The organism is Ensifer sp. Root1252 (assembly GCF_001425885.1).
Lineage (GTDB): Bacteria > Pseudomonadota > Alphaproteobacteria > Rhizobiales > Rhizobiaceae > Ensifer > Ensifer canadensis.
In genome coordinates this window covers 715,219-739,518 of the sequence record NZ_LMDT01000001.1, presented here as the reverse complement: position 1 = coordinate 739,518, position 24,300 = coordinate 715,219, and the positions used below count along the sequence as shown (strand labels likewise).

The 24,300-nt window shown below is 62.0% G+C and carries 28 protein-coding genes; 14 read left to right on the top strand and 14 right to left on the bottom strand.

Annotated features, from left to right (window positions below; genetic code table 11):
* The first annotated feature begins 101 nt into the window (after window positions 1-101).
* Entirely contained in the window at window positions 102-455 is a 354-nt protein-coding gene (locus ASD02_RS03660) for a hypothetical protein (protein WP_025425535.1), read from the top strand.
* Window positions 456-641: 186 nt separating this feature from the next.
* Here the strand turns inward: ASD02_RS03660 and ASD02_RS03655 are convergent, their stop codons facing one another.
* Window positions 642-1,280, bottom strand: a complete 639-nt coding sequence (locus ASD02_RS03655; RefSeq protein ID WP_025425536.1) for an exopolysaccharide biosynthesis protein — start codon at window positions 1,278-1,280, stop codon at window positions 642-644.
* 206 nt (window positions 1,281-1,486) lie between these two features.
* On the opposite strand from ASD02_RS03655, the gene ASD02_RS03650 reads away from it, so the two are divergent.
* Complete coding sequence (locus tag ASD02_RS03650; RefSeq protein ID WP_025425537.1) at window positions 1,487-2,152, top strand: OmpA family protein; 666 nt, start codon at window positions 1,487-1,489, stop codon at window positions 2,150-2,152.
* Window positions 2,153-2,237: 85 nt separating this feature from the next.
* Here ASD02_RS03650 and ASD02_RS03645 read toward each other — a convergent pair whose 3' ends face one another.
* The 6 genes from ASD02_RS03645 to epmA all read right to left on the bottom strand — a co-directional run bounded on the left by ASD02_RS03645 (window position 2,238) and on the right by epmA (window position 8,054).
* Window positions 2,238-3,053 (bottom strand): class I SAM-dependent methyltransferase, encoded by an 816-nt coding sequence (locus ASD02_RS03645; RefSeq protein WP_025425538.1) that lies wholly within the window; start codon window positions 3,051-3,053, stop codon window positions 2,238-2,240.
* 153 nt (window positions 3,054-3,206) lie between these two features.
* Window positions 3,207-4,649: an MFS transporter gene (locus ASD02_RS03640; RefSeq protein WP_081788828.1), complete on the bottom strand. Its 1,443-nt coding sequence runs from the start codon at window positions 4,647-4,649 to the stop codon at window positions 3,207-3,209.
* A gap of 202 nt (window positions 4,650-4,851) precedes the next feature.
* Window positions 4,852-5,745: an RNA polymerase sigma factor SigJ gene (gene sigJ, locus ASD02_RS03635; RefSeq protein ID WP_025425540.1), complete on the bottom strand. Its 894-nt coding sequence runs from the start codon at window positions 5,743-5,745 to the stop codon at window positions 4,852-4,854.
* Window position 5,746: 1 nt separating this feature from the next.
* On the bottom strand, window positions 5,747-5,872 hold the full coding sequence (locus ASD02_RS40310) for a hypothetical protein (RefSeq protein ID WP_255569777.1): 126 nt from the start codon (window positions 5,870-5,872) through the stop codon (window positions 5,747-5,749).
* A gap of 80 nt (window positions 5,873-5,952) precedes the next feature.
* Window positions 5,953-7,005 (bottom strand): lysine-2,3-aminomutase-like protein, encoded by a 1,053-nt coding sequence (locus ASD02_RS03630; RefSeq protein WP_025425541.1) that lies wholly within the window; start codon window positions 7,003-7,005, stop codon window positions 5,953-5,955.
* Entirely contained in the window at window positions 7,002-8,054 is a 1,053-nt protein-coding gene (gene epmA / locus ASD02_RS03625) for an EF-P lysine aminoacylase EpmA (protein WP_025425542.1), read from the bottom strand. Before epmA ends, ASD02_RS03630 begins: the two co-directional genes overlap by 4 nt.
* A 177-nt stretch (window positions 8,055-8,231) precedes the next feature.
* Between epmA and efp the strand changes: the two genes are divergently transcribed.
* Together efp and ASD02_RS03615 are read left to right on the top strand one after the other, a co-directional pair.
* Window positions 8,232-8,801 carry an elongation factor P gene (gene efp, locus ASD02_RS03620; RefSeq protein ID WP_025425543.1) on the top strand — a complete coding sequence of 190 codons (570 nt, stop codon included), beginning with the start codon at window positions 8,232-8,234 and terminating at the stop codon, window positions 8,799-8,801.
* 297 nt (window positions 8,802-9,098) lie between these two features.
* Window positions 9,099-10,340, top strand: coding sequence for a cyclopropane-fatty-acyl-phospholipid synthase family protein (locus ASD02_RS03615; protein WP_025425544.1), 1,242 nt, complete (start codon window positions 9,099-9,101; stop codon window positions 10,338-10,340).
* Window positions 10,341-10,369: 29 nt separating this feature from the next.
* Here ASD02_RS03615 and ASD02_RS03610 read toward each other — a convergent pair whose 3' ends face one another.
* Window positions 10,370-11,179 (bottom strand): YiiX/YebB-like N1pC/P60 family cysteine hydrolase, encoded by an 810-nt coding sequence (locus ASD02_RS03610; protein WP_038575805.1) that lies wholly within the window; start codon window positions 11,177-11,179, stop codon window positions 10,370-10,372.
* Between the two features lie 162 nt (window positions 11,180-11,341).
* Here ASD02_RS03610 and mbfA point away from each other — a divergent pair, with 162 nt between their 5' ends.
* Window positions 11,342-12,325, top strand: a complete 984-nt coding sequence (gene mbfA / locus ASD02_RS03605) for an iron exporter MbfA (protein WP_025425545.1) — start codon at window positions 11,342-11,344, stop codon at window positions 12,323-12,325.
* Between the two features lie 76 nt (window positions 12,326-12,401).
* On the opposite strand, the gene ASD02_RS03600 is transcribed toward mbfA, so the two are convergent.
* The gene (locus ASD02_RS03600) at window positions 12,402-13,022 is read right to left on the bottom strand and encodes a transglutaminase-like cysteine peptidase (protein ID WP_025425546.1); all 621 of its coding nucleotides are present in this window, start codon (window positions 13,020-13,022) and stop codon (window positions 12,402-12,404) included.
* 287 nt (window positions 13,023-13,309) lie between these two features.
* Window positions 13,310-14,119 (bottom strand): alpha/beta hydrolase, encoded by an 810-nt coding sequence (locus ASD02_RS03595; protein WP_025425547.1) that lies wholly within the window; start codon window positions 14,117-14,119, stop codon window positions 13,310-13,312.
* Window positions 14,120-14,338: 219 nt separating this feature from the next.
* On the opposite strand from ASD02_RS03595, the gene infC reads away from it, so the two are divergent.
* The 7 genes from infC (at window position 14,339) to pheT (ending at window position 20,097) form a co-directional block, all read left to right on the top strand.
* On the top strand, window positions 14,339-14,875 hold the full coding sequence (gene infC / locus ASD02_RS03590; RefSeq protein ID WP_038576631.1) for a translation initiation factor IF-3: 537 nt from the start codon (window positions 14,339-14,341) through the stop codon (window positions 14,873-14,875).
* A 65-nt stretch (window positions 14,876-14,940) separates the two neighbouring features.
* Window positions 14,941-15,090 (top strand): hypothetical protein, encoded by a 150-nt coding sequence (locus ASD02_RS03585; RefSeq protein WP_156407901.1) that lies wholly within the window; start codon window positions 14,941-14,943, stop codon window positions 15,088-15,090.
* A 172-nt stretch (window positions 15,091-15,262) separates the two neighbouring features.
* Entirely contained in the window at window positions 15,263-15,466 is a 204-nt protein-coding gene (gene rpmI / locus ASD02_RS03580) for a 50S ribosomal protein L35 (protein ID WP_025425550.1), read from the top strand.
* 39 nt (window positions 15,467-15,505) lie between these two features.
* Window positions 15,506-15,910, top strand: coding sequence for a 50S ribosomal protein L20 (gene rplT, locus ASD02_RS03575; protein WP_025425551.1), 405 nt, complete (start codon window positions 15,506-15,508; stop codon window positions 15,908-15,910).
* Between the two features lie 91 nt (window positions 15,911-16,001).
* Window positions 16,002-16,403, top strand: coding sequence for a hypothetical protein (locus ASD02_RS03570; RefSeq protein WP_025425552.1), 402 nt, complete (start codon window positions 16,002-16,004; stop codon window positions 16,401-16,403).
* 51 nt (window positions 16,404-16,454) lie between these two features.
* The gene (gene pheS, locus ASD02_RS03565) at window positions 16,455-17,537 is read left to right on the top strand and encodes a phenylalanine--tRNA ligase subunit alpha (protein ID WP_057204340.1); all 1,083 of its coding nucleotides are present in this window, start codon (window positions 16,455-16,457) and stop codon (window positions 17,535-17,537) included.
* Between the two features lie 133 nt (window positions 17,538-17,670).
* Window positions 17,671-20,097: a phenylalanine--tRNA ligase subunit beta gene (gene pheT, locus ASD02_RS03560; protein ID WP_025425554.1), complete on the top strand. Its 2,427-nt coding sequence runs from the start codon at window positions 17,671-17,673 to the stop codon at window positions 20,095-20,097.
* 60 nt (window positions 20,098-20,157) lie between these two features.
* Here the strand turns inward: pheT and ASD02_RS03555 are convergent, their stop codons facing one another.
* From ASD02_RS03555 to ASD02_RS03545, 3 genes are all read right to left on the bottom strand, one after another.
* Window positions 20,158-20,514 (bottom strand): VOC family protein, encoded by a 357-nt coding sequence (locus ASD02_RS03555; protein WP_038575809.1) that lies wholly within the window; start codon window positions 20,512-20,514, stop codon window positions 20,158-20,160.
* Window positions 20,515-20,555: 41 nt separating this feature from the next.
* The gene (locus tag ASD02_RS03550) at window positions 20,556-20,915 is read right to left on the bottom strand and encodes a nuclear transport factor 2 family protein (RefSeq protein ID WP_025425556.1); all 360 of its coding nucleotides are present in this window, start codon (window positions 20,913-20,915) and stop codon (window positions 20,556-20,558) included.
* Between the two features lie 105 nt (window positions 20,916-21,020).
* Complete coding sequence (locus ASD02_RS03545; RefSeq protein ID WP_025425557.1) at window positions 21,021-22,016, bottom strand: aldo/keto reductase; 996 nt, start codon at window positions 22,014-22,016, stop codon at window positions 21,021-21,023.
* A gap of 227 nt (window positions 22,017-22,243) precedes the next feature.
* Here ASD02_RS03545 and ASD02_RS03540 point away from each other — a divergent pair, with 227 nt between their 5' ends.
* Entirely contained in the window at window positions 22,244-23,134 is an 891-nt protein-coding gene (locus ASD02_RS03540; protein ID WP_025425558.1) for a LysR family transcriptional regulator, read from the top strand.
* 86 nt (window positions 23,135-23,220) lie between these two features.
* Complete coding sequence (locus tag ASD02_RS03535) at window positions 23,221-23,865, top strand: hypothetical protein (protein ID WP_038576634.1); 645 nt, start codon at window positions 23,221-23,223, stop codon at window positions 23,863-23,865.
* On the opposite strand, the gene ASD02_RS03530 is transcribed toward ASD02_RS03535, so the two are convergent.
* Window positions 23,817-24,290 carry a GNAT family N-acetyltransferase gene (locus ASD02_RS03530; RefSeq protein WP_057219970.1) on the bottom strand — a complete coding sequence of 158 codons (474 nt, stop codon included), beginning with the start codon at window positions 24,288-24,290 and terminating at the stop codon, window positions 23,817-23,819. The two genes, ASD02_RS03535 and ASD02_RS03530, sit on opposite strands and share 49 nt — an antisense overlap.
* Window positions 24,291-24,300 lie beyond the last annotated feature (10 nt).

Here is a 24,300-nt window from a genome sequence, read left to right as displayed (position 1 = left end):
AACCCCTGTTGACCTCAACTTTACTTGAGGTCGTACGAGTGTTCCTGCCCGTCGCCGAATGGCCGCCGACGGGATTTGAAGGGATACTCAAGGAGAGTTCAATGAGCAGCAATACAAAGGCGGGTATCGTCGCACCGCTCTATCGTATCAACAAGTTTGCGGTGCCGACCGCCGCACGGACGCAGTTTCTGGAACTGGTGGAAAAGACCCTCGAAGTGATCCGCAGCCAGGACGGCTACGTCAAGGACCTGTTCCTCGAGCAGCATGCGGGCCCGGGAAAGTTCAACTTCTGCACCATGATCGAATTCGAAAGCGAAGAGGTCGCGCCGAAGGTTGCAGCAGCGATCGGCGCGTTCGATAGAAGCCTCAACATCGATCGTGCGGCGCTGATGGAAAAGCTCGGGGTTGAGACCGATTCCGCCAGCTACAAGAGCTTCCAGGCGACATCGGCATGAGATCGCGCCGTTCCGGCTACTGCTTAATTGCTTAAATCGAATCCGATTTAAGGATAAAATTATGCAGCAAGTTTAAAGCGATACAGCGTCCTTTGCGCGTCATATTTGACGCACGGCGCTGTAGCCGGCCGGACTCGCGACCGGCGCGTCGATGACGACGCGTCAGGTTCACGATGGCGATACGTTTTAAGAAACGAAGAAGTTGGATAGGCCCTGGCCGGCCGCAACTGCCATATAGGCGAGGACGGTGAAGTAGACCGTGGTTGCGATCAGGAAGAGATAGCCGCCAGCGACCATCAGTCCGTCGCGCTGGATGATGCCGAGCGACAGGAGCAGGATGGCGATGCCCGGCAGCGTGTTCGATAGCGGAATGAGGCCGAGCGGAAACATCAGCAGCACGCCTCCGGCCATGATCATCAGGCCGTTGAAGCGGTTCATCAGTGCGCCTTGCGTCAGGAAGCCGAAGCGCGGCCTGACGAAGCGATCGAGCTTGGAGACAAGCGCTGCCCCCTTCTGCAGCGTCGGCACCAGTTTTTCGGTTTCGATCTGCCGGTCGAGGATGCGCTGCGGCATCCAGGGCAGGCGGTTGAGGGTAATCGAAATCGAGATCAGGATGATGGCGGCGCCGAAAACGGTACTGACGCCGGGAATGGAGACCGGCAGCAGAAACGGCAGCGTCAGCAGCGCGCACAGCAAGAGAAAGCCCTGTTCGCCGATGCCCGTCATCAGGTCGCGAAGCGTGATGGTGTTGCCGCGAATCGACCCGATCATCCCGTTGAGCGTGTCGCTGAGACTGCGTTGCGTATCGCCAAACTCGATTGCCATCAGATAGTCCGCCTCGATTTTCCTCGAACGCGCTTGTTATCAAGAGCGTGTGAAGGATCGGTTAGTATCCGGCCCTGTCATGACGATGACTGTGGCCGTGGCGCCATTTGTCGCCAAACAATGGCATCAGTGGGACGTCTCTTCATCTTCCTGCCGCAATCGCTAGTATGAAGCACCTTTGAGCACGAATGGGGACCATTGATTCTATGATCAAGAAATGCGCCATACTGGCTGTAGCGGCCATCTATCTCTCGGGATGCACGACCACCGATCCCTATACGGGTGAGCAGAAGATGTCGAACACCGCCGGCGGCGCGCTGATCGGCGCGGGTCTCGGTGCAGCGACCGGCCTTCTTGTCGGCGGCAGTGCTGCGGGACGGCGTGATGCCGCTCTCGTCGGTGCCGGTATCGGCGCGCTCGGCGGTGGCTTGGTCGGCAACTACATGGACAGCCAGGAAGCGGAACTGCGCGCCCAGCTGCAGGGTACCGGTGTTTCCGTTACCCGCGCAGGCGACCGCATCATCCTGAACATGCCGTCGAACATCACCTTCGCCACCGACCGCGACCAGGTAATCCCAGCCTTCTACGACACGCTGAACTCCGTGGCGATCGTGCTGCGCAAGTTCAACAAGACGCTGATCGACGTCGACGGCCACACCGATTCGACCGGCAGCGCCTCCTACAACCAGGGCCTTTCCGAGCGTCGCGCAGCCTCAGTTGCCAATTATCTGGCAAGCCAGGGCGTCGACCAGCGCCGCATGGCCACCATGGGCTTCGGCCAGGAACGGCCGATCGCCTCCAACGGCAGCGAGGCCGGCCGGGCGCAGAACCGCCGCGTCGAAATCTCGATCGCGCCGATCAAGCAGGGCTGATAGGTCTCTGCGATACCTTGATATAGAAGGGCCGCACCGGGAACAGTGCGGCCCTTCGTCGATCGGACGTCCCGTCGCCGTACTGCTAAAAGCGGTAGCGCAAAAGCCGCCCCATCCGCTGCAGCATGGGCATGACGCTGAAGATCTGGATGGCGATGCGCGCGGCCGCTGACATTCTTTCTATCTGGCTCGGATCGTAGTCGCTGACCTCCTCCAGCAGACTGAGGCCCGGCACCTGCCGCTCCAGCATGCGTGGATCGTCGATGCCCCAGCGAAGCGCAGCACCGGTGGCGCGGATGGCGGGGTTGAAGCGCAGCAATTGAATGCCCAGGTGGCTATAGCCGTCGAAGACGACCTCGCCCGCCGGCAGGCGTTCCAGCAGACGCCGAAGCAGATCGTAGACGTCCTCTGCCGCAAGGTAGGGCAGGACGCCTTCGGCGACGACGATCGCCGGCGCGTCATCCGGTATCGCCGCAAGCCATCCCGCCTCCGTCACCGAAGATGCGATCTGTGTATAGTTGGCGCGATCCGGATAGAGCGTGCGGCGCAACGTCATCACATCGGGAAAATCGACGTCGAACCACCGCACCTCGTCGGGCGGATCGACGCGGAAAACGCGGGAATCGAGGCCGCAGCCGAGATGCAGCACAGTTGCATCCGGGTGCCTGGTGACGAAAGCCCGTGTCCACTGGTCGAGGAGATAGGCGCGCATGGCGATCCCGATCGTCATGTCGTGGCCGACGTCGAGATGCTGCGCAGCTTGCCCGAGACGACGCATGGCATCGGCGGCGAAATGGTCGCGCAGCAGGGAATCGGGAAGCGCGCTTTCGGCGGCCTTTGCCTGCAGCGTGATCAGCAGTGTTTCTTGCGCGCCACTCAGGCCGATCCCGTCGGCATCCATCGTTTCCTCCCCACAGCGCCGCGCGTCAAATATGACGCACAAAGGATGCTGTAGCGCTTTAAACGTGCTGCATAATTTCATCCTTAAATCGGATCCGATTTACGGAATTATGCAGGAGGCACGGCCTCGGAAACGGTGGCACGTATCCGCTGCCTAGTCGTCGGCTGCCTTCACCGCACGCGCCCGACGGACGCGCCTCGCCGTCAGCATCGCCAGTGCCGGTGCCAGCGCGAACAGCCAGAAAAGCCACTGCGTCGCGCGGGCAACGCCGTCGGTGGTGCTTGCTTCGATACCCGCCAGATTGGCGGTCAGGCCGGCAAGGGCAGCACCCAGTGCGGCGGCAAAAAGCTGCACGGTGGTGATCGAGCTCGATGCCTTCTCTTCCTCGCCCTGTGGTGCCAGTTCGTAGACGGCCGTCACGATATGCGGCCAGGCGAAACCCATGCCGAAACCGACCGCCATGATACCGGCGGAAAGCGGTGCGGAGATCGCGGCAAACCCGGTGCCGGCCATCGGCATGAACATGGCGATCAGCGCCAGGCCGGCAAGGCCGAAGGCCGGTCCGGCGAAGATCGTGCGCTGCGCCCTGTCGCCGTGCCAGTGCGCGCTGGTCATCGATCCGGCGGTCCAGCCGATCGACATCAGTGCGGCGATGTAGCCGGCAACCAGCGGCGACAGCCCATGCAATTCCTGCAGCAGATACGGTACGTAGATCTCCGGCTGCATGCCGATCATCAACAGCGTGATCGTAGCATAAAGCGCTGCCAGCGGGGAGGTTATGGTGAAGCTGCTGCTCGGCAGCAGCTTGCCGGCAGCCCGGCGTTCGACGACGAGAAGCACTGCGAACATGAGGATGGCCGCGCCGACCGAGGCGAGCTGTTCGCCCGATGTGGACAGGGTGCTTGCGATCGAAAGAGCCAGAACGATGCCGACCAGAAGCAGCAGTTGCACGACCGGCAGCGGCGTGCGATTTCCTTCGGACGAAGCGTTGCGCGGCAACGTCCAGAAGGCGAGTGCTGCCAGAAGTGCCGTCAGCGGCAGCAGCGACCAGAAGGCGGCGCGCCAGGTGGCGAATTCCGCAAACATGCCGCCAACAGCCGGGCCGATAAGCGTTGCCGTGCCCCAGGTCGCCGAGATCAGGCCGATGGCACGGGTCCAGAGCGCCGGCGCAAACACCAGGCGGATGACGCCATAGGCGAGCGCATAGAGCAGGCCGCCGCCAAAGCCCTGGATCGCCCGGCCGCCAAGCAGCACCAGCATATCGGGAGCGGAGGCGCACATGAGCGTGCCGAGGCCGAAGACGAGCGCGCCGATCGCATAGGCCGAGCCGGCGCCGACGACGGCAAGCAAGCGGGCCGAGAGTGCTGCGCCGAGGATGGATGCGGCCACGAAGACGGTGGTGCTCCAGGCGTAATATTCGAGCCCGCCGATCTCGCGCACGATCGACGGCATGATCGTCGTTACGACATAGATGTTGAGCGCATGGAGAGCTACGCCGCCGCTCAGCACGACGGAATGGATGGCGTTTTCGCCCGACAGCAGAGCGAGCCAGCCGCTGTCGGCTTTTTCAGCGGGTCTGGATGTCTTGTCGAGCATATGTGTGCACCTTTTCCTGTCGCCTCACGACTGCCGGGCAAGTAACGCGCCGTGCATCGTTGCGCGGCCGCGTCGGGCTTGCCCCGTCGGCGCCGATAGAGCACTCCCGTTTCAAATGGAGTTTTGGAGCGGCTCTATCCTATTGTTTTTACGCATTTCCTGACGGAAAAGCGCTTCGCATTTTTCGTGGAAATGTTCTGATTCAGTGGACGACGGCATCACCGAGATGGGTGAGCTTGTCCGGATTGCGAACGATGAAGATGTCGTTGACGTTTCCGTCGCCGTCATAGCCGAAGGAAACGCTGGCGGCGATATCATTTTCGGTCTCGCCCCGGAGCACAATGCCGCGGCCGCCGTTGATATCGGCAACGTCCCAGACATAGTGCGCCCAGTATTCGGTCAGCCGGTCGGCGATGAAGGCAAGCACGGTTTGCTTGCCCGAGAGCACGCCGAGCACCGTCGCCACCTTGCCGCCGCCATCGGCCGTCAGTCGTACGTCGGCGGAAAGCAGGCTCGAAAGGCTGGCAATATTGCCGCCGTGGATCGCCGTGTGGAAAGCCGACAGCAACTCGTCCTGGCGTTCGCGCGGCGTCTGGTGACGGCTCTTCTCCACGCCGATATTGGTCTTGGCGCGCGACACCAGCTTGCGTGCGGCCGCCTCCTGCATGTCGAGCGTTTCAGCCACCTCCTCATAGGGCTGGCCGAAGATTTCATGCAGCAGATAGGCAGCCCTTTCCTTCGGCGTCAGCCGCTCCAGCATCAAGAGGAAGGCGGTGGTCAGCGACGAGGTCAGTGCCAGCTTCTCCTCGGCATTGTCGTCGCTTGCCGTGTGGATCGGCTCCGGCAGCCAGGCACCGACATAGTCGACACGCTTGCGGTGTGCCGCCTTCAAGAGGTCGAGGCAGCGGCGGGTGCAGGCGGTCGTCAGCCAAGCGGCCGGGCTTTCGATCGCCAATTGATCGGCCTCCTGCCACTTCACGAACGTGTCCTGCACCGCGTCTTCCGCGTCCGCGCGCGAACCAAGGATCCGGTAAGCCAGACCGAGAAGGCGGGGACGCGCCTCCTCGAAAATTGCCGTGCTGTTTGCGCCGCCCATCTCAATGCCTCGATATCTGTTTGGTCCGGTCAATGCTGTCCTGGTCGATCGTCTTGCGTCCGCCGGCAAGCGCGCCGAGCCCGTCGGGGATTTTCTGCTCGTAACGGACGGTTTTCATATCGGTCATGATTACAACTCCGTCGATCGTTGCTCATGACCAACTGACGATTGGCTTCCGGCCGCTGTGACGCCGTCTTGAAATTTTTCTCAGATTTTTGGCGGGTAGGCGTGCTCTTTGCCGCGGAAGTCGGTCACGGTGTAGCAACCGCCGCCGTCCGCAGCGATCGATGCCGCGCTGATCACCGTCTTGCCGTGACCGCCGGGAATGTCGAGGATATAGGTCGGCTGGCAGAGGCCAGAGACCCGGCCGCGCAAGGACGCGACGAGTGCCTGGCCCTCCTCGATCGAGAGCCGGAAGTGGCTGGTGCCGGGTGCCAGATCCGGGTGGTGCAGATAGTAGGGCTTGATCCGGGTTTCGACGAAGGCGCGCATCAGTGCGGCAAGCACGTCCGCATCGTCATTGACGCCTTTCAGCAGCACCGACTGGCTGACCATGACGACGCCGGCATCGATCAGCCGGGCCGAGGCGTCGCGCGCTTCCTGTGTCAGTTCACGCGGATGGTTGGCGTGCAGCGCCACATAGGTCGCCTTGCCGCTGGCCTTGAGGGCTGAAACGAGATCGGCGTTGATGCGCTCGGGCTCGACCACCGGTACGCGGGTGTGGAAGCGCACGATCTTGACATGGGCGATCGGCTTCAGCCGCTCCATGATTTCGGTGAGGCGGCGCGGCGAAAGCACCAGCGGGTCGCCACCGGTGAGAATGACCTCCCAGATCTCGTCATGTTCGGCGATATAGGCGATCGCCGCATCGAGTTCGGCGGGTGTCAGCGTACCCAGTCCCTGCGGTCCGACCATTTCGCGGCGAAAGCAGAAGCGGCAATATACCGGGCAGACATGCACGGCCTTCAAAAGCACCCGGTCGGGATAGCGATGCACGATGCCGGCGACCGGGCTGTGCGCCTTGTCGCCGATCGGATCTTCGCGCTCTTCCGGCAGCAGCGTCAGCTCGGCGGCATCGGGTACGAACTGGCGGGCAATCGGATCGTTCGGGTCGTTGCGGTCGATCAGCTTGGCGATAGCAGGACTGATGGCGACCGCGTAGCGCTCGGCGACCTGCGAAACGACGGTTTGCTGTGACGGTTCGATAAGGCCGGCATCAACCAATTCGCCGGCTGTCTTGATCGGCCGGTGAACGTTCATGATGCCGTCTCCGCCACCGGTGCCCAGAGCACCTGGTCGATGCGCGACGCACCGGTCGCCAGCATGACCAGCCGGTCGAAGCCGAGCGCGATGCCGCTCGCCTCGGGCATGATGGCGAGCGCTGCCAGAAAATCCTCGTCGAGCGGATAGGTCTCGCCATAGACGCGGGCCTTCTCCGTCATTTCCATCTCGAAACGACGGCGCTGCTCGGCCGCATCGGTCAGTTCGCCAAAGGCATTGGCGAGTTCGACGCCGCAGGCATAGAGCTCGAAGCGCTCGGCAACGCGGCGGTCGCGCGCGGTCGGCCGGGCAAGGGCTGCTTCAGCGACCGGATATTCATCGAGGATCGTCGCGCGGCCAAAGCCGAGATGCGGTTCGACCTTTTCGACAAGCACGCGGCTGAACAGGTCGGCCCAGTTATCGTCGGCGGCGACCCGCAGCCCGGCCGATACCATCGCGCTAGCAAGCGCGTCCCGGTCCGTTTCTCCGTTGGAGGCGATCGAAGCGAGCAGGTCGATTTTCGCAAAACGCTTGAAGGCTTCGGCCACCGCCAGCCGTTCGGGCTCGGCGAAGGGGTCGCAGGTGCGGCCCTGGAAGGTGAACTGACTGACGCCGGTCGTCTGTGCCGCGAGCGTCAGGATCTCGGCGCAGTCGCGCATCAGCGTCTCGTAGGTCTCACCGGCGCGGTACCATTCGAGCATGGTGAATTCCGGATGGTGCAGCGGCCCACGCTCGCGGTTGCGATAGACATGGGCAAAGCAGGCGATGCGCTTTTCACCGGCAGCGATGAGCTTCTTGCAGGCAAACTCCGGCGAGGTGTGCAGATAGAACGGATCGGCGGAGCCGTCATGGTTGAGCGCCTGGGTGGCAAAGGCGTGCAGATGGGCTTCGTTGCCCGGTGAGACCTGCAGCGTCGCGGTATCGACCTCGATGAAGTCGCGCTCGTCGAAAAACCGGCGCAGCGCCGACTGGATCCGGTTGCGTCCGAGAAGAAACGGGCGCCGGTCGGCATGGACGTGCGGCGTCCACCAGGGTGAGGCATGCGACATGGTCGTTCGATCCAGGCTTTCTTCGCGCCCTAGGCTATCTTCGCGTCAATGCCGGCGCAGGCTGGCTATTTGCACGAAATTAGGGTAGTGGCGGCGCGATATCATAATTTTCGCGTCTTTCGGGGCCGGCTTTCCCGGCGCGCCGTGTCGCGCATACCTCTGTTACAAGGAAGACTAATGGTCAAGGTCATCGCTTCATCTGTCCGCAAGGGCAACGTTCTCGACGTTGACGGCAAGCTCTATGTCGTTCTTACCGCGCAGAACTTCCATCCGGGCAAGGGCACGCCGGTCACCCAGGTCGACATGCGCCGCATTTCCGACGGCGTGAAGGTCTCCGAACGCTACCGCACGACCGAACAGGTCGAGCGCGCCTTCGTCGAAGACCGCGAGCACACCTTCCTTTATGAAGATGGCGAAGGCTTCCACTTCATGAACCCGGAAAGCTACGACCAGCTGGTCATGACCACTGACGACATCGGCGACCTCAAGGCCTACCTGCAGGAAGGCATGGCCTGCATTCTTTCGATCCACGAAGGCCTGGCGATCGCCATCGACCTGCCGCGCCACGTGACGCTCGAAATCACCGAGACCGAGCCGGTCGTCAAGGGCCAGACGGCATCGTCGTCCTACAAGCCGGCTATTCTGTCGAACGGCGTTCGCACGCTCGTGCCGCCGCATATCCAGGCTGGCACCCGCGTCATCATCGCGACCGAAGACGGCTCCTATGTCGAGCGCGCCAAGGACTGACACGCTCAAGCACTGACGATCGAGCGATCGCATCGAACGGGGACGGCAGGTTCAACCTGCCGTCCCCGTTGTCGTTTCTACTGCTGGGCTCCTTCGACCGTTGGTGTTTCAGGGGCAAAACCAGGCAGCAAGTTCAAAGCGTTACAGCGTCCTCGGCGCGTCACCGGATGCGCGACGCCGCAGAGCCCGGAAGCTGTGGCAGAGATCGGATAAGCAACCGCAAATTTAGGGGGAGCATTTCGAAAAACGGGTGCTAGGATGCCGGCGCTACGACGTTTCCGCCATGAGAGGGCCCGCATGTTTCCATTGTCGCATATGATGAAGTCGTTCATTCGCAAGGGTCGCCTGACGGTGATCGACGCTGATGGCAGGAGGCATGTCTTCTCCGGCGAGCCCGGGCCTGAAGTCACCATGCGGCTCACCGACAAGAAGCTCTATCGCAGCCTTGTCTTCAATGCGGAGCTGGCGGCTGGCGAGGCCTACATGGACGGTACCATGCGCTTCGAGGAAGGCTCGACGCTCAAGGATTTCCTGACGCTGTTTTCGATCAACCGGCTCTCGCTCGGCTCCTACCCGATCCAGAAGGTGCTGCGCGCGATAAAGATGCGCTTCCGCAAGCGCCAGCAGGCAAATCCCAAGGGCAAGGCGCAGGAGAACGTCGCCCATCACTACGATCTCGGCAACGACTTCTACAAGTTGTTCCTCGACGAGAACATGCTCTATTCCTGCGCCTATTTCCGCGAGCCGAACGAGAGCCTGGAAAAAGCCCAGCGCAACAAGCTGCGGCTGCTCGCCTCCAAGCTCTGCCTGGAGCCGGGCATGAAGGTGCTCGATATCGGTTCCGGCTGGGGCGATCTGGCGATGTACCTGGCGAAACTCGAAAACGTCGAGGTTCTGGGTGTGACGCTTTCCAAGGAGCAGCAGGCGCTGTCTTCGCAACGCGCACAGGCGGCCGGGCTCGCCGATCGTGTTCGCTTCGAACTGAAAGACTATCGGGATGTGCAGGGACCGTTCGATCGCATCGTTTCGGTCGGCATGTTCGAGCATGTCGGTGTGAATCACTACGACGAGTTTTTCAAGAAACTCAATGCGCTGATGCCGGATGACGGCGTTGCGGTGCTGCATTCGATCGGCCACATGAGCCCGCCCGGCATGGCGAGCGCCTGGCTGCGCAAATACATCTTCCCCGGCGCCTATTCGCCGGCACTTTCGGAGGTCTTCGACGTCGTCGAGCGCAACAGCCTTTGGGTCACCGATCTAGAGTTCCTGCGCGTGCACTATGCCACGACGCTGGCGCATTGGGGGGAGCGGTTCGAGGCAAACCGCGACAAGGTGATCGCGATGTATGACGAGCGCTTTGCCCGCATGTGGGAGTTCTATCTGATCAGTGCCGAAATGATGTTCCGCACCGGCAGCCAGCTGGTCTTCCACATGCAGCTGTCGCGCTCGCGTGACGCAGCACCGATCGTGCGCGATTACATCACCGACCGCCAGCGCGACTTCATGGCCCGCGAGCACGCGCTCGACCTCAACATCTGACCGGCCCCATTTGACCGGCATCGTGCCGGTCAATCTCCGTTCCAGCGCAGCCGCTTGTAGTCGAAGCCGAATTCGAGTGTCGGCTTGACGATCGAGAAGAACGGCGAGAGATCGAAGTCGCGCGGGGTATAGAGCGAATAGTGGCGGATATGCAGGATCTCTTCGCGTGAATAGGTGGAGGCGGCCGACGCGCGCCCAGGCGCGCGCGTGACCTCCGGCAGGATCGGATAGCGGATCTGCTCGAAGGCTTCGGCAATCAGCGTCGAGCAGATCGCCCGCGTCGGATCGCCTGAACCAAGCGCCAGCAGGCGACGACGCCAGCGCACGGGCACCGGCGGTGCCGGCATGAAATAGCGCAGCATATCCAGAATGTTCTTCAGGTCGTATTTCATGCCGAGCCGGGCGATCATGAAGCCGACCAGCGCGGTACGATCGTCGGGCGTCAGCGCCACCGGTCGGCAGATGCGCGTGTTGAACGATGCATATTTCTTCAGCGGCACCGCGACGCAACCTTCGCCGATATTCACCTCGATCAGTTGAGGCCTTTCGATCACCGGCAGGGTCGCCTGGTCGAGCGTCAGCGGCATCTCGTCGCCGACGAAAAATGCCGCGTGCGACCAGGTGGATTGCGTCAGGTATTTGATCGCGGCGGAAACCTTCTGGTTGCCTTCGATCAAGAGGACGTCGCCCGGACGCAGCGTGCGCGCCAGCGTTTCCGGGTCGGATGGCGTGTAGGGTTCGTAGCCAAGGGTCTGCGTCTGCAACCTTGCGGCCATACGGGCGCCGAGCCGGTCCAGAAACGTATCCTTGCTTTCCGAAAGCGGGTAGATGGTCCTCATGGAGGCGATTGCTCCAGCCGCGGGAAGGGGATTCGCATGCGCCTGCATGGTGGCCGAGCCGCGACACTCTGTCGAGTGATTGTCGCGTGATTGCATGGCTTTGACCTTGACGCACATTCCCGGGGTTTCTATTTAGAATTATTCTAAAGAAGGTTTTCAACGATGTTTTCCCGTCTCTTCTCCCGCTCCAAGCGTCCGTTTCTCTCCCTCAACGAACAGGAAATCCTGGCACTGGCGATCTCGTCGGAGGAGGACGATGGACGCATCTATCTCGCCTATGCGGATGCGTTGAGAGAGAAATATCCGCACTCGGCAAAAGTGTTCGAAGAAATGGCGGAGGAGGAGAGCCATCATCGGCAATGGCTGATCGACATGCACGTACAGCGCTTCGGCAACCGGATCCCGCTGATCCGCCGCGAGCATGTCCGCGACTTCCCCGATCGCAAGCCTGAGTGGCTGATCGCCGAAATGCCGATCGAGAAGGCGCGGGCGGAAGCCGAGGCAATGGAGGAGACGGCGCACCGCTTCTATGTCGAGGCGGCGGCGCGCACCCAGGATGCGGCGACGCGCAAGCTGCTGGGCGACCTGGCAATCGCGGAAAAAACGCACGAATCGCTCGCCCGCAGGCTCGGTGAAAAGCACACACCGGACGATGTTCGCGAGGAGGAGGAGCAGACGGCGCGCCGACAGTTCATCCTGACCTACGTTCAGCCGGGGCTGGCTGGGCTGATGGATGGCTCGGTTTCGACGCTCGCACCGATCTTTGCTGCTGCCTTTGCGACACAGGATACCTGGCAGACCTTCCTCGTCGGCCTGTCGGCCTCGGTCGGCGCTGGTATTTCCATGGGCTTCACAGAGGCGGCCCATGATGACGGCAAGCTGTCGGGCCGCGGTTCGCCGATCAAGCGCGGCCTCGCATCGGGCATCATGACCGCGCTCGGCGGTCTAGGGCACGCACTGCCCTATCTCATTCCGCATTTCTGGACGGCGACGATCACGGCCGCAGTCGTCGTCTTCTTCGAGCTTTGGGCAATCGCGTTCATTCAGAACCGCTACATGGAAACGCCGTTCCTGCGCGCCGCATTCCAGGTTGTGCTGGGCGGCGGCCTAGTGCTGGCAGCGGGCATCCTGATCGGTAATGCCTGATCGGGCGTGCAGCGTTTGAAACGAAAAAAGGGCCGGTTTGACCGGCCCTTTTTCGTAAAGCGATGATGCTGCGGTATCAGTTGCCGACCGAGCCGACGACCACTTCCGCGCCGTTGTCGATGGTGACCCAGCGACCGCTGTTGAACGAAGCCTGGCGCTTGAGATAACGGTAGGGCGTCTGGGTCCAGAGCCGCACGCCGTTTTCGAGGTTGTCGAGGACGAAATCCCCCTGGGCGGTGCGCACCGTCAGCACGGCATGGCCCTCGCCATCGGGTTTGCGAACGACAGTGATCAGCAGTTCGCTGGGGGAAAAGCCCTTGCGCATCAGACGCTTGCGCTTTTCGAGAACGAAGTCCTCGCAATCGCCGGCGTCCTGCGGGTAGGACCAGACTTCATCCCTGCCGAAGAGTTCCTGATCGGTCACCGGCGTGATTTCGCGGTTCACGGCAGCGTTGACCTGACGGATCGTCGCCCAGCCGCGCTCGGTGACACGCGGCGCCACGCTCGTCTTCGATTTGACGCTGCATTCGCCCTTGTGCTTCTGACAGAACTCGTAATGTCCGATCGGCTGCGAGGTAACCGAGCCGGTCTGCATCCAAGGAGAGGATCCCGCCTGTGCGGGAATTGCCGTGTTCGCTGAAATGAAAAGTGCGCAAAACGCCGCGATACTTCCCTTAACCCCGGTCCAAGACGCCATACAAATCCCCTGCGTGACGCGGTATGCCGGGCTCTTCCTGTCCGGACGTATTCGCGCAATCCTGAGTTGAGGGCAGCTTGTTCAGGTCTTCCGCCTCACGCTGCTCTAATCGTTAATAAAGAGTTAATAGCGTTGGGGTCGGAGAGTCAATCTACTGATTCGGCCATTGGACTTTATGGTTAAAGCCGTTGCCGAAACGCAGCGCAAAGCCCTGCGCAGCAGGCGGTCTGCGGCGCATGGACGCGGAAATTGGGGGTAGAAAGGGCGTCGAGCGCCGGCCTATCGGCTTAAGCCGAAGGCAGCATGTTTCCGATCGCCTGTTTCATTTTAGCAATGTCTTCCTCGCGCGAAAGACGGTGGTCGCCGTCACGGATGAGCGTCATGACGACGTCGTCGGCCGGAAGGTGCTCCATCAGTTTCAGCGCGTGCGTGTAGGGCACATCCGGGTCGCGCATGCCCTGCAGGATGTGAACCGGGCAGCCGGTGGTGATGGTGCCGACGAGCACGCGGTTGTCGCGGCCGTCCTCGATCAGGGCGCGCGTATAGATGTTGGGCTCGGGGCTGTATTCGGACGGTTCCTCGAAATAGCCGCGCTCGGCAAGCGAGTGCCGCTCGATCTCCGTCAGGTTTGGTTCGATGAGTTCGGCGGTAAAGTCGGGAGCAGGCGCGATCAGTACCAACCCGGCGATGCGTTCGCTGAGGCCGCGCTGGCGTAGTTCCTGGATCAGCCTCATCGCGATCCAGCCGCCCATCGATGAGCCGATCAGGATCAGGCGCTGCCCGGGGGCGGCATGTTCGACGACGGCAAGGCTTTCTTCCAGCCAACGCGAGATCGTGCCGTCCTTGAAGGCGCCGCCGGAGGCGCCGTGGCCGGAATAGTCGAAGCGGATGCAGTCGGTTGCCCTGTCTCTCGCAAGCTGCTCGACCTCGACCGCCTTCGTCCCGGTCATGTCGGAGCGGTAGCCGCCAAGCCACACAAGCGTCGGCCGATCGGAGCGCTTTTGTGCCCGCAGGATCCGCATGGCGATGCGGCGACGGGCGGCATCCTTGCCAACCTCGATGAAGGTTGTTTCGGTTTCGGCTGGCGTCGTTTGCATCTCAATTCTCTCCAAATGCCCGGATTGGCGGCGAATTTCTTTCTAAAACAGATTCGTCTTGGCTTCGACAGGTGGTGATTTTCCCTGCGAGCCATGCTATTGACTCTCCCGTCGCAATTCACACATTGCCGTCGGCGGCAGATTGAAGCATTTCGGCCAAGGCCGCGCCGACTAATAATTGAACCGCATTTTCGGAAACAGCTCGAGGAGAGTACGACCATTCGCAGACCGTTCAAAACGGACGCCCCCGTCAAGGAGGGACCGCGCTCAAACAAGGAAATCCGGGTGCCCCGGGTTCAGCTTATCGATGCCGAAGGCCAGAATATCGGTGCCATCCCGATCGACCAGGCGCTCCGCATGGCGGAAGAGGCCGGTCTTGATCTGGTAGAGATCGCACCGAACTCCGAGCCGCCGGTGTGCAAGATCCTCGATCTCGGCAAGCTGAAATACGCCAACCAGAAGAAGGCGGCCGAAGCGCGCAAGAAGCAGAAGATCGTCGAGATCAAAGAGATCAAGATGCGTCCCAACATCGACACGCATGATTATGAAGTGAAGATGCGGGCGATGAATCGCTTCTTCGAAGAGGGCGACAAGGTCAAGGTGACCCTGAAGTTCCGCGGTCGCGAAATGGCGCACCAGGAACTCGGCATGAAGCTCCTGCTTCAGGTCAAGGATGACACCCAGACGATCGCCAAGGTGGAGGCCGAGCCGAAGCTCGAAGGCCGCCAGATGATGATGGTCCTCGCTCCGCGTTGACCGAGGTGTCCGGGCGCAATGTCCGGAAACTGGATCAGGTAGGAAGCCGCCCGAAGGGCGGCTTTTTGCGTTTGAGGGTCCTTGCCATCAGCGCCGATATCGCCGATGCCTATGGCGCGAAGTTGATCCTCGGGCAGTCGCCGCTCGGCGGACTGGAGGCGGTGCTCGCCTTCGAAACGGCCGGCCGGCGCAAGCGTCGGCGCGATCCGGTTTGACGTTGTATGTCGCTTCTATGACGCTTCGTCGATTCCGCAGTTGCGCTTTCGGGGAGGTCCGGGTATAAGCGCCCGTCCGAACGGTCCGGCAGGGCATGCCGTGGCCGTTCTTAACGCTGGAAATGGACCTCGTCTGTCCGTTTCGAATTCTTAAGAAAAATGGAGTAGCAAAATGCCCAAGATGAAGACGAAATCGTCTGCCAAGAAGCGGTTCAAGATCACCGCTACCGGCAAGGTTCGTGCAGCAGCTGCTGGCAAGCGCCACGGCATGATCAAGCGTTCCAACAAGTTCATCCGCGACGCACGTGGAACCATGGTTCTCGCGGAGCCCGATGGCAAGAAGGTCATCAAGAACTACCTGCCCAACGGTCTCTAAGACTTTCAGGCATTTTGGACACGTTAAGGAGATCATGACATGGCACGTGTAAAACGCGGCGTAACCGCTCACGCCAAGCACAAGAAGACACTCAAGGCAGCCAAGGGCTTCTACGGCCGCCGCAAGAACACCATCCGCGCTGCAAAGGCTGCGGTTGATCGTTCGAAGCAGTTCGCTTACCGCGACCGCAAGGTCAACAAGCGCAACTTCCGCGCTCTCTGGATCCAGCGCATCAACGCTGCCGTCCGCGAATTCGGCCTGACCTACGGCCGCTTCATCGACGGCCTGAACAAGGCTGGCATCGAAGTCGACCGCAAGGTTCTGTCCGACATGGCTATCCATGAGCCGGCAGCATTCGGCGCCCTCGTCGAAGCTTCCAAGAAGGCACTTGCCTACCTCAAGGAAGCCGGTACGACCAACGAGTTTGAAAGCGCTGTTCGTTAAGCCAGCGTTTTCCCAAAACCGTTCTTGATTTTTGTTGGGAAACCCGCGCTGGCAGGGCTAGCGCGGGTTTTTCTTATTTGGCGGGACGAAAGTGTACGACGATCGAAAGGGGCCGCTTGCGGTTCGCGAGCTTGACGACGAGGACATGGCGGCTCTGCTGGCAGCACTTGCCGGCGGATCATCCCGTGTCGAACGACGCCAGCCTAGGGATCGTATGGTCTGGATCAAGCGTGACCGGCGCGTTGGCCCGCGTCTCGGACTGCTCTTCCTGCAGATCGCAAGCCGCGCGCTGAAGCCAGAAACGCCGGACCGGGCTTTTGCCGCCTGGAAGCTTGCGGCGCCAGCGGAAGCCGCCGTCGCTCCCTCAGAGATCAAACCGCTCTTTACGCGATTGTTGCCGCTGGCGCGCTTCTTCCTGCGCATCCAGAACGGTCATGACCCCGTGCGCCTCGTGGCGGCGACGGACTCACTGGCGACGCAATCACAATCCTGAAGACAACAACCGATATAGACCGAACCCATTCCCGCATCGAGGCAGGACAGAATGAGCGAACTGGAAACACTGGAACGGACACTGCTGGCGGACATCGATGCCGCCGGCGACGAAGGATCGATCGAGGCGGTGCGCGTCGGCGCGCTCGGCAAGAAGGGCTCGATCTCCGAGCTACTGAAGACGCTCGGCACGATGACGCCGGAAGAGCGCCAGACCCGTGGCGCCCAGATCAACGCGCTGAAGACCACGGTTGCAGAAGCGATCACCGCCCGCAAGTCGGCGTTGAAGGACCAGGCGATCGCCGAGCGTCTGGCCCGCGAAACCGTCGATATCAGCCTGCCGGTGCGCTCGTCCCCGGCCGAACGTGGCCGTATCCATCCGATCAGCCAGATCGTCGACGAGATCACCGCGATCTTCGGCGACATGGGTTTCTCGATCGCCGAAGGTCCTGACATCGAGACCGACTACTACAACTTCACGGCGCTGAACTTCCCGGAAGGCCACCCGGCCCGCGAGATGCACGACACCTTCTTCTTCAATGAAGATGACAAGGGCGAGCGCAAGGTGCTGCGCACGCATACCTCGCCGGTGCAGATACGCACGATGGAGGCGCAGGACCCGCCGATCCGCATCATCATCCCCGGCAAGACCTATCGCCAGGATTCCGACGCCACCCACTCGCCGATGTTCCATCAGGTCGAGGGCCTGGTCGTCGACAAGTCCGCGAACGTCGCCAACATGCGCTGGGTGCTGGAAGAATTCTGCAAGGCCTTCTTCGAGGTCGATCAGGTCACGATGCGTTTCCGCCCGTCGTTCTTCCCGTTCACCGAACCGTCCTTCGAGGTCGACATCCAGTGCGACCGCTCCGGCCCGATCGTCAAGTTCGGCGAGGGCACCGACTGGATGGAGATCCTCGGCTGCGGCATGGTCCACCCGAACGTGCTCAGATCCGGCGGGCTCGATCCGGACGAGTATCAGGGCTTTGCCTGGGGCATGGGTCTCGACCGCATCGCCATGCTGAAATACGGCATGCCGGACCTGCGTGACTTCTTCAACGCCGATGTCCGCTGGATGAACCATTACGGCTTCCGCCCGCTCGACATGCCGACATTGTTCGGCGGCCTCTCGGCCTGATCGCGCTGAAAATTGGAGCATTTCCAGGAAAAGTGCGAAGCGGTTTTCCGCCAGGAAATGTGTAAAAACAAAGGGATAGAGTGTTTCTGCAACCCGGTTTAAGCCGGAAACGCTCGAGGACACAGGTGAAATCATGAAATTCACGCTTTCCTGGCTCAAGGACCACCTTGATACCGACGCTTCGCTGGACGAGATCTGTGCGCGCTTGACGATGATCGGGCTTGAAGTCGAGGATGTCGACGACAAGGCCGCCTTCAAGCCGTTCGTCATCGCCAAGGTCGTTTCCGCCGAGCAGCATCCGAATGCCGACAAGCTTCGGGTCCTGATGGTCGATACCGGCACAGGCGCACCGGTTCAGGTCGTCTGCGGCGCGCCGAACGCCCGCGCCGGCCTCGTCGGCGCCTTCGCCGCATCGGGCACCTACGTGCCGGGCATCGACGTCACGCTCTCCGTCGGCAACATTCGCGGCGTCGAAAGCCACGGCATGATGTGTTCGGAAAAGGAACTCGAGATCTCCGACGACCACAACGGCATCATCGACCTGCCGGATGATGCGCCTGTTGGCACGAGCTATGCGGCCTATGCCAGCCTCGACGATCCGATGATCGAGATCAACCTGACGCCGAACCGCCCGGATTGCACCAGCGTTTACGGCATCGCCCGCGACCTCGCAGCCTCTGGCCTCGGTACGCTGAAGGCCCGCGCGGCACCCGCCTTTGCGGTCGAAGGCGAGACCCCGGTCAAGCTGACGATCGACCTTGGCGAAGATCGTCACCTTTGCCCAGGCTTCGGCCTGCGGCTCGTGCGCGGCGTCAAGAACGGCCCGTCGCCGAAATGGATGCAGCAGCGGCTGCTGTCGATCGGTCTTCGTCCGATTAACGCGCTGGTCGACATCACCAACTACATGACCTTCGACCAGGGCCGGCCGATGCACGTCTTCGACGCGGCCAAGGTTACGGGCAACCTGACTGTGCGCCGCGCCAAGGAAGGCGAAACCGTGCTTGCGCTCGACCAGCGCGAATACAAGCTCGGCCCGAACAACGTCGTCATATCAGACGAAAAGGCCATCGAGTCGATCGGCGGTATCATGGGCGGCGAACACTCCGGCTGCGATGAGAACACCACAGACGTGCTGATCGAATCGGCGCTCTGGGACCCGATGAACATCGCCAAGTCCGGCCGCACGCTCGGTATCATCACCGACGCGCGCTACCGCTTCGAGCGTGGTGTCGATCCGGAATACATGGTGCCCGGTCTCGAGCGCACCACCGAACTGGTCCTCGAGCTTTGCGGCGGCAAGCCGGCCAAGGCAGAAGTCGTCGGCTATGCCGGCTATAGCCCGAAGATCGTCGATTTCCCGATGTCCGAGGTCAAGCGCCTGACGGGGCTCGAGGTTTCCTCGGAAGAGAGCGTCACGATCCTGAAGAAGCTTGGCTTCGGCGTCCAGGGCTCGGGCGAGCGCGTCAACGTTTCGGTGCCGTCCTGGCGCCCGGATGTCGACGGCAAGGCCGATCTCGTCGAAGAGGTCATGCGCATCCACGGCGTCGACAACATTGTTGCAGCACCCTTGCCGAGCCATGGCACCGTCAATGGCAAGATCCTGACGACGCTGCAGATCCGCACCCGCCTTGCCAAGCGCGCGTTGGCGAGCCGCGGCATGCTGGAGGCCGTCACCTGGTCGTTCATTTCCGAAGACCAGGCGAAGCTCTTCGGCGGCGGTCAGCCGGCGCTGAAGCTTGCCAACCCGATCGCGGCCGATATGTCGGACATGCGCCCGTCGCTGTTGCCGGGTCTCCTGTCGGCGGCACAGCGCAATGCCGACAAGGGCTTTGGCGACGTTGCGCTCTTCGAAGTCTCCGGCACCTATGAAGGCGATGGCCCGGATCAGCAGCGCCGCGTTGCCGGTGGCGTACGCCGTGGCACCGCATCGCTCAACGGCGCCGGTCGTCTCTGGTCGAATGCTGCCAAGGGCGGCGGCAAGCCGGTCGACGTCTTCGACGCCAAGGCCGATGCGATCGCGGTCTTGGAAGCCTGCGGCGTGCCGATGGGCAATGTCCAGTTCGAAGCCGGCGGTCCCGCCTGGTATCATCCCGGCCGTTCCGGCACGATCAAGCTCGGTCCGAAGATCGTGCTTGGCTCCTTCGGTGAATTCCACCCGAAGACGCTTGAGGCGCTCGATGTCTCCGGTGCACTCTGCGGCTTCGAAATCTATGTCGACGCCATGCCGGAACCGAAGAAGAAGGCGACCCGCACCAAGCCGGCACTTGATCTTTCGCCGTTCCAGGCGGTCAAGCGCGACTTCGCCTTCGTCGTCGACAAGGGCGTCGAGGCAGGTGCCATCCTGCGTGCAGCCTCCGGCGCCGACCGCAAGCTGGTGACCGGCGTCAGCGTCTTCGACGTGTTCGAGGGAGCGTCCCTTGGCGAAGGCAAGAAGTCGATCGCCATCGAAGTGACGATCCAGCCGGTCGAGCGCACGCTGACCGACGAGGACTTCGAGGCTTTGACGGCCAAGATCGTCGCCAACGTCACCAAGACGACAGGCGGCGTGTTGCGCGCCTGAAGGCCGTTCGGTTTATAACCATGGCAAAGGCCGCTGCTTGCAGCGGCCTTTGCCATGCGGCTAACCAATGCGTTGCATCAGCTCGATCCGGTTGCCGAAGGGATCGCTGACGTAACACCTGGCATATCCGGCAAGTGGCGCGTCACGCGTGATCGACACGCCGGAGGCTTCGAGTCGCAAAAGGAGCAGGGCAAGGTCGTCGACAAGGAAGGCGGGATGAGCCTTGCGCGCAGGCGAGAAAGCCGGGTCGATACCGAGGTGAATTCTTGCCTCTCCTCGCTCGAACCAACAGCCACCACGTCCGGCAAGGTTCAATGGTTTCTGCACCTCGGTTAGGCCGAGCAGCCCTTCATAGAAACCCCGTGCTACATCCTCCATCCCGGCAGGCATGGCCAGCTGGACATGGTCGAGCGCCATGATTTGACCTATGGCCTCGAGGCTCCCGCTTGATCCCGCCATCAGGCGTGAAGGTGGTAGATCTTGTTGACGATCACCCAGCGCCCGTCGATCTTGACCAGCGACAGATAATCGGAAAAGCGTTCGCCGGCGAAGCTGTCGATCACCTTCACCGTTGCCGCATCGCCGGTAATGTCGGTCATCTCCACATCCATCTCCGGCTGGCTCCCGGGCGGCGCGGCCCCCTGGTCCAGAACCGCCTTGATGAAGCCGTCGCGCGTCATCCATTCGAGCGCGCCTCTGTAGTTGCCGATGATCGCCGCGTCTGGGTGAAACGCCTTGCGCAACGCACCTTCGTTGGCAAAGGCCATGCCGTCCACATAGAGATGCACCACCGCGCTGATCGCCTGCTCGTCGGACATTCCCGATCCTCCGAAATTGTTGGTCACGACAGGAAAGGTAGTGCATCCGGCTGAAAATTCGATGGGTGAATGCCCCGCCTCGGCAAGGAGGCGGGGCATGCGCGTTCAACGATTGGTGAGCGCCAGCGATGCTTCCGTATAGCGCTTGCCAGCAACGAGCGCCGGCGACAGCGCATCGCCGAGCCGGGCAAGTTCGTCAGCGCTCAGCACGATATCGGCCGCGGCCGCATTCTGCTCCAGGTGGTGGAGCTTGCGCGCGCCGGGGATGGGCACGATGAAGTCGCCCTGATTGATCACCCAGGCGAGCGCCAGCTGGGCGGCGGTTACGCCTTTTTCGCGCGCGAGCGCTTCCAGCGTTTCGACAAGGGCGGCGTTGGCGCCGAGGTTTTCCGCCTGGAAGCGCGGCAACGAGCGACGGAAATCGTCCGCTGCAAGATCGTCAGCCTTGCGGATCGTGCCCGTCAGCATGCCGCGCCCAAGCGGGCTATAGGGCACGAAGCCGATGCCGAGGTCGCGGCAGGTCGCCAGCACGTCCTCTTCCGGGTCTCGCGACCAAAGCGAATATTCGCTCTGGACCGCCGCGATCGGATGCACCTTGTGGGCACGTCGGATCGTTTCGGAACTTGCCTCGGAAAGCCCGAGCGTGCGCACCTTGCCCTGGCGCACCAGATCGGCCATGGCGCCGACGGTTTCCTCGATCGGAACCCCGGGATCGACGCGGTGCTGGTAGTAGAGGTCGATCACATCGATCCCAAGCCTCTTCAGCGAGGCGTCAGCCACGGCCCTTGCGTTTTCCGGTCGACCGTCGATGCCTTTGATCGCCTCGGCCGCTGGTTTGCCGGGCTCTATGCGGAAGCCGAATTTAGTCGCGATCGTGACCTTGTCGCGTAGCGGCTTCAACGCCCGGCCGACAAGCTTTTCATTCTCGTAAGGGCCATAGACTTCGGCCGTGTCGAAGAAGGTGACGCCGAGGTCGACGGCGCGCTGCAGCGTGCGGATCGATTCCGCCTCGTCGGCGCCGCCATAGGCAAAGCTCATGCCCATGCAGCCAAGACCAATGGCGGAGACGGTCAGTTCATTCCCGAGTTTGCGGGTCTTCATGTCATGTCCTTTCGGGGTAGGGGCGACCATGCAGGCGCGCCAGGGTGGCCCGCGAACGCATCGAAACGCCCGGTATTCGTCGGCGCTTGGCCAGTCGGCTCCAAGCGGCGTCCTGCATGCCGCTCTTCCCGGTGCCGTCTGGCTACGACGATGATCAAAGGATAGGGCCGCAGCATGCGGTTGAAAATCTCTGTCAACTCTCACGGGCTGTTCTATTATTTAGATCAATGAACAGGACCCAGCTTTCCCAACTCGCCGTCCTTGCCGCGGTTGCCGCCCATGGCAGCTTCCGTGGTGCCGCCCGCGAGCTTGCCATCGCACCATCGGCCGTCAGCCACGCGGTCGGCAGCCTTGAAGCGAGCCTTGGTGTGCGGCTTTTATCGCGCACCACCCGCAGCGTCGCGCCGACCGAGGAGGGGCGGCGCCTCCTTGAACGACTGGCACCGGCGCTCGACGAGATCGCCCACGCGCTGGAGGCTGCCACGGACACGCGCGACCGTCCGGCCGGCAATCTGCGCATCACGGCGCCGCGATTTGCCGCCGATCTTATCCTGGCGCCCCGGCTTGGTGCCTTTCTCAACCGCTACCCGGAGATCGTGCTGGAAATCGCCAACGAGGATGGTTTCACCGACATCGTCGAACAAGGCTACGACGCCGGCATCCGACTCGGCGAAAGCCTCGAAGCCGATATGATCGCCGTCAAGGTCGGGCCGGAGCTGGAAAGTGCGGTTGTTGCATCGCCCGATTATTTCGAGCGTTTCGGCCGCCCCTTTCATCCGAGCGATCTCGCCGGCCACCGCTGCATCCGGCGACGCTTTTCCAATGGCACGCTCTATCGCTGGGAGTTCGAGAGGCACGGCGAGGAATTGACGGTTTCCGTCGAGGGGCCGTTAATCCTTGGGGAAGACCGGCCGATTATCAAGGCGGCGATGGGTGGAGCAGGGCTTGCCTATCTCTTCCTCTCACGGGTGGAAACGCCAATCGCCGAAGGGCGGTTGATCCGCGTGCTCGAGGATTGGTGCGCGCCCTATGCCGGCCCGTTTCTCTACTATCCGAGCCGGCGCCAGATGCGCCCGGCCCTTCGCGCCTTCATCGATTTCTTCAAGCATGCGAGCTAGGCCGGTTGATGGCCCTCATCAACGGCTATCGGCGTTTGCATCGGACTTGCAATCGCCGGTCGGCCGGGCAAAGTCGCGCTGACGCGGTGTGTCACGAGGGGAAGCGCAGTGAAGAAACCGCATTGGAAGATCTCGGGCGCGTGCGGCTGTCGAAAAACTTCTTCTTGCGCGAGTTCCTGCATTCGGAGATCGCCGATTTTCATCGTATCCCGAATATACCCGATGATCCCGAGCTGGCGATCGAGGCCGGGCGGCGGTTGTGCGAGGAGCTACTGGAACCGCTGGAAGCGACCTTCGGCCGTTTGACCATTCGCTCCGGATACCGAAACCGCGCGGTCAACGGTTTTGGCAATGCCCGCGGTCTCAACTGCTCGAGCAATGCGGCGTCGGCGGCCGATCACATCTGGGACATGCGCGATGCGGACGGCTGCATCGGCGCATCCGCCTGCATCGTCATTCCCTGGGTCTGGGACCGTCGCCACGAGCTCGGCGGCTGGCAGTCGATCGCCTGGTGGATCCACGACCATCTGCCCTATTCATCGCTCTGTTTCTTTCCGAAACTCTGGGCGTTCAATATCCAATGGCACGAGCGGCCGGCGCGCCGGATCCGAAGCTTCGCCGAGCCGCGCGGGATGCTGACCAAGCCCGGCATGGCGAACCAGCACGGCAGCCATCATGCGTTCTACGCACTCTTGCCCGAGCCGGTGAACGTGCCGAAAGTCAACTTGTAGCGCACGTGGTCGTCGGTTACCGAGTAGCGGTCGTAGAGACGGCGCGCCACGGCATTGTCGCGTTCGGTATACCAATAGAGCCGGTCCCAGTCCGACGCCTGGCAGAGCGCGATCAGGTCGTCGATCATGGCGCGGGCGACGCCTTGGCCGCGCGCTGATGGATCAACGTAGAGATCCTCGATGTAGCAGATGGGGTGTCGGAAGAAGGTCGCGAGCTGTTCCTGGCAGATCACGAAACCGACCGGTTCGCCATCGAGGATCGCCAGCCGGGCAAAGAGCGGTGCAGCGGGATCGATGAGGCGGCTCCAGGTCAGACTGACGATGTCCTCCGCCAGCTCAATGCCGGAAAAGGCGACATAGCCGGCCCACAGGCGGCGCCAATGCGTTTCGTCGCTGGCGGTCGCCGCCCGTATGCTCAATGCCATCGTCCTTGCC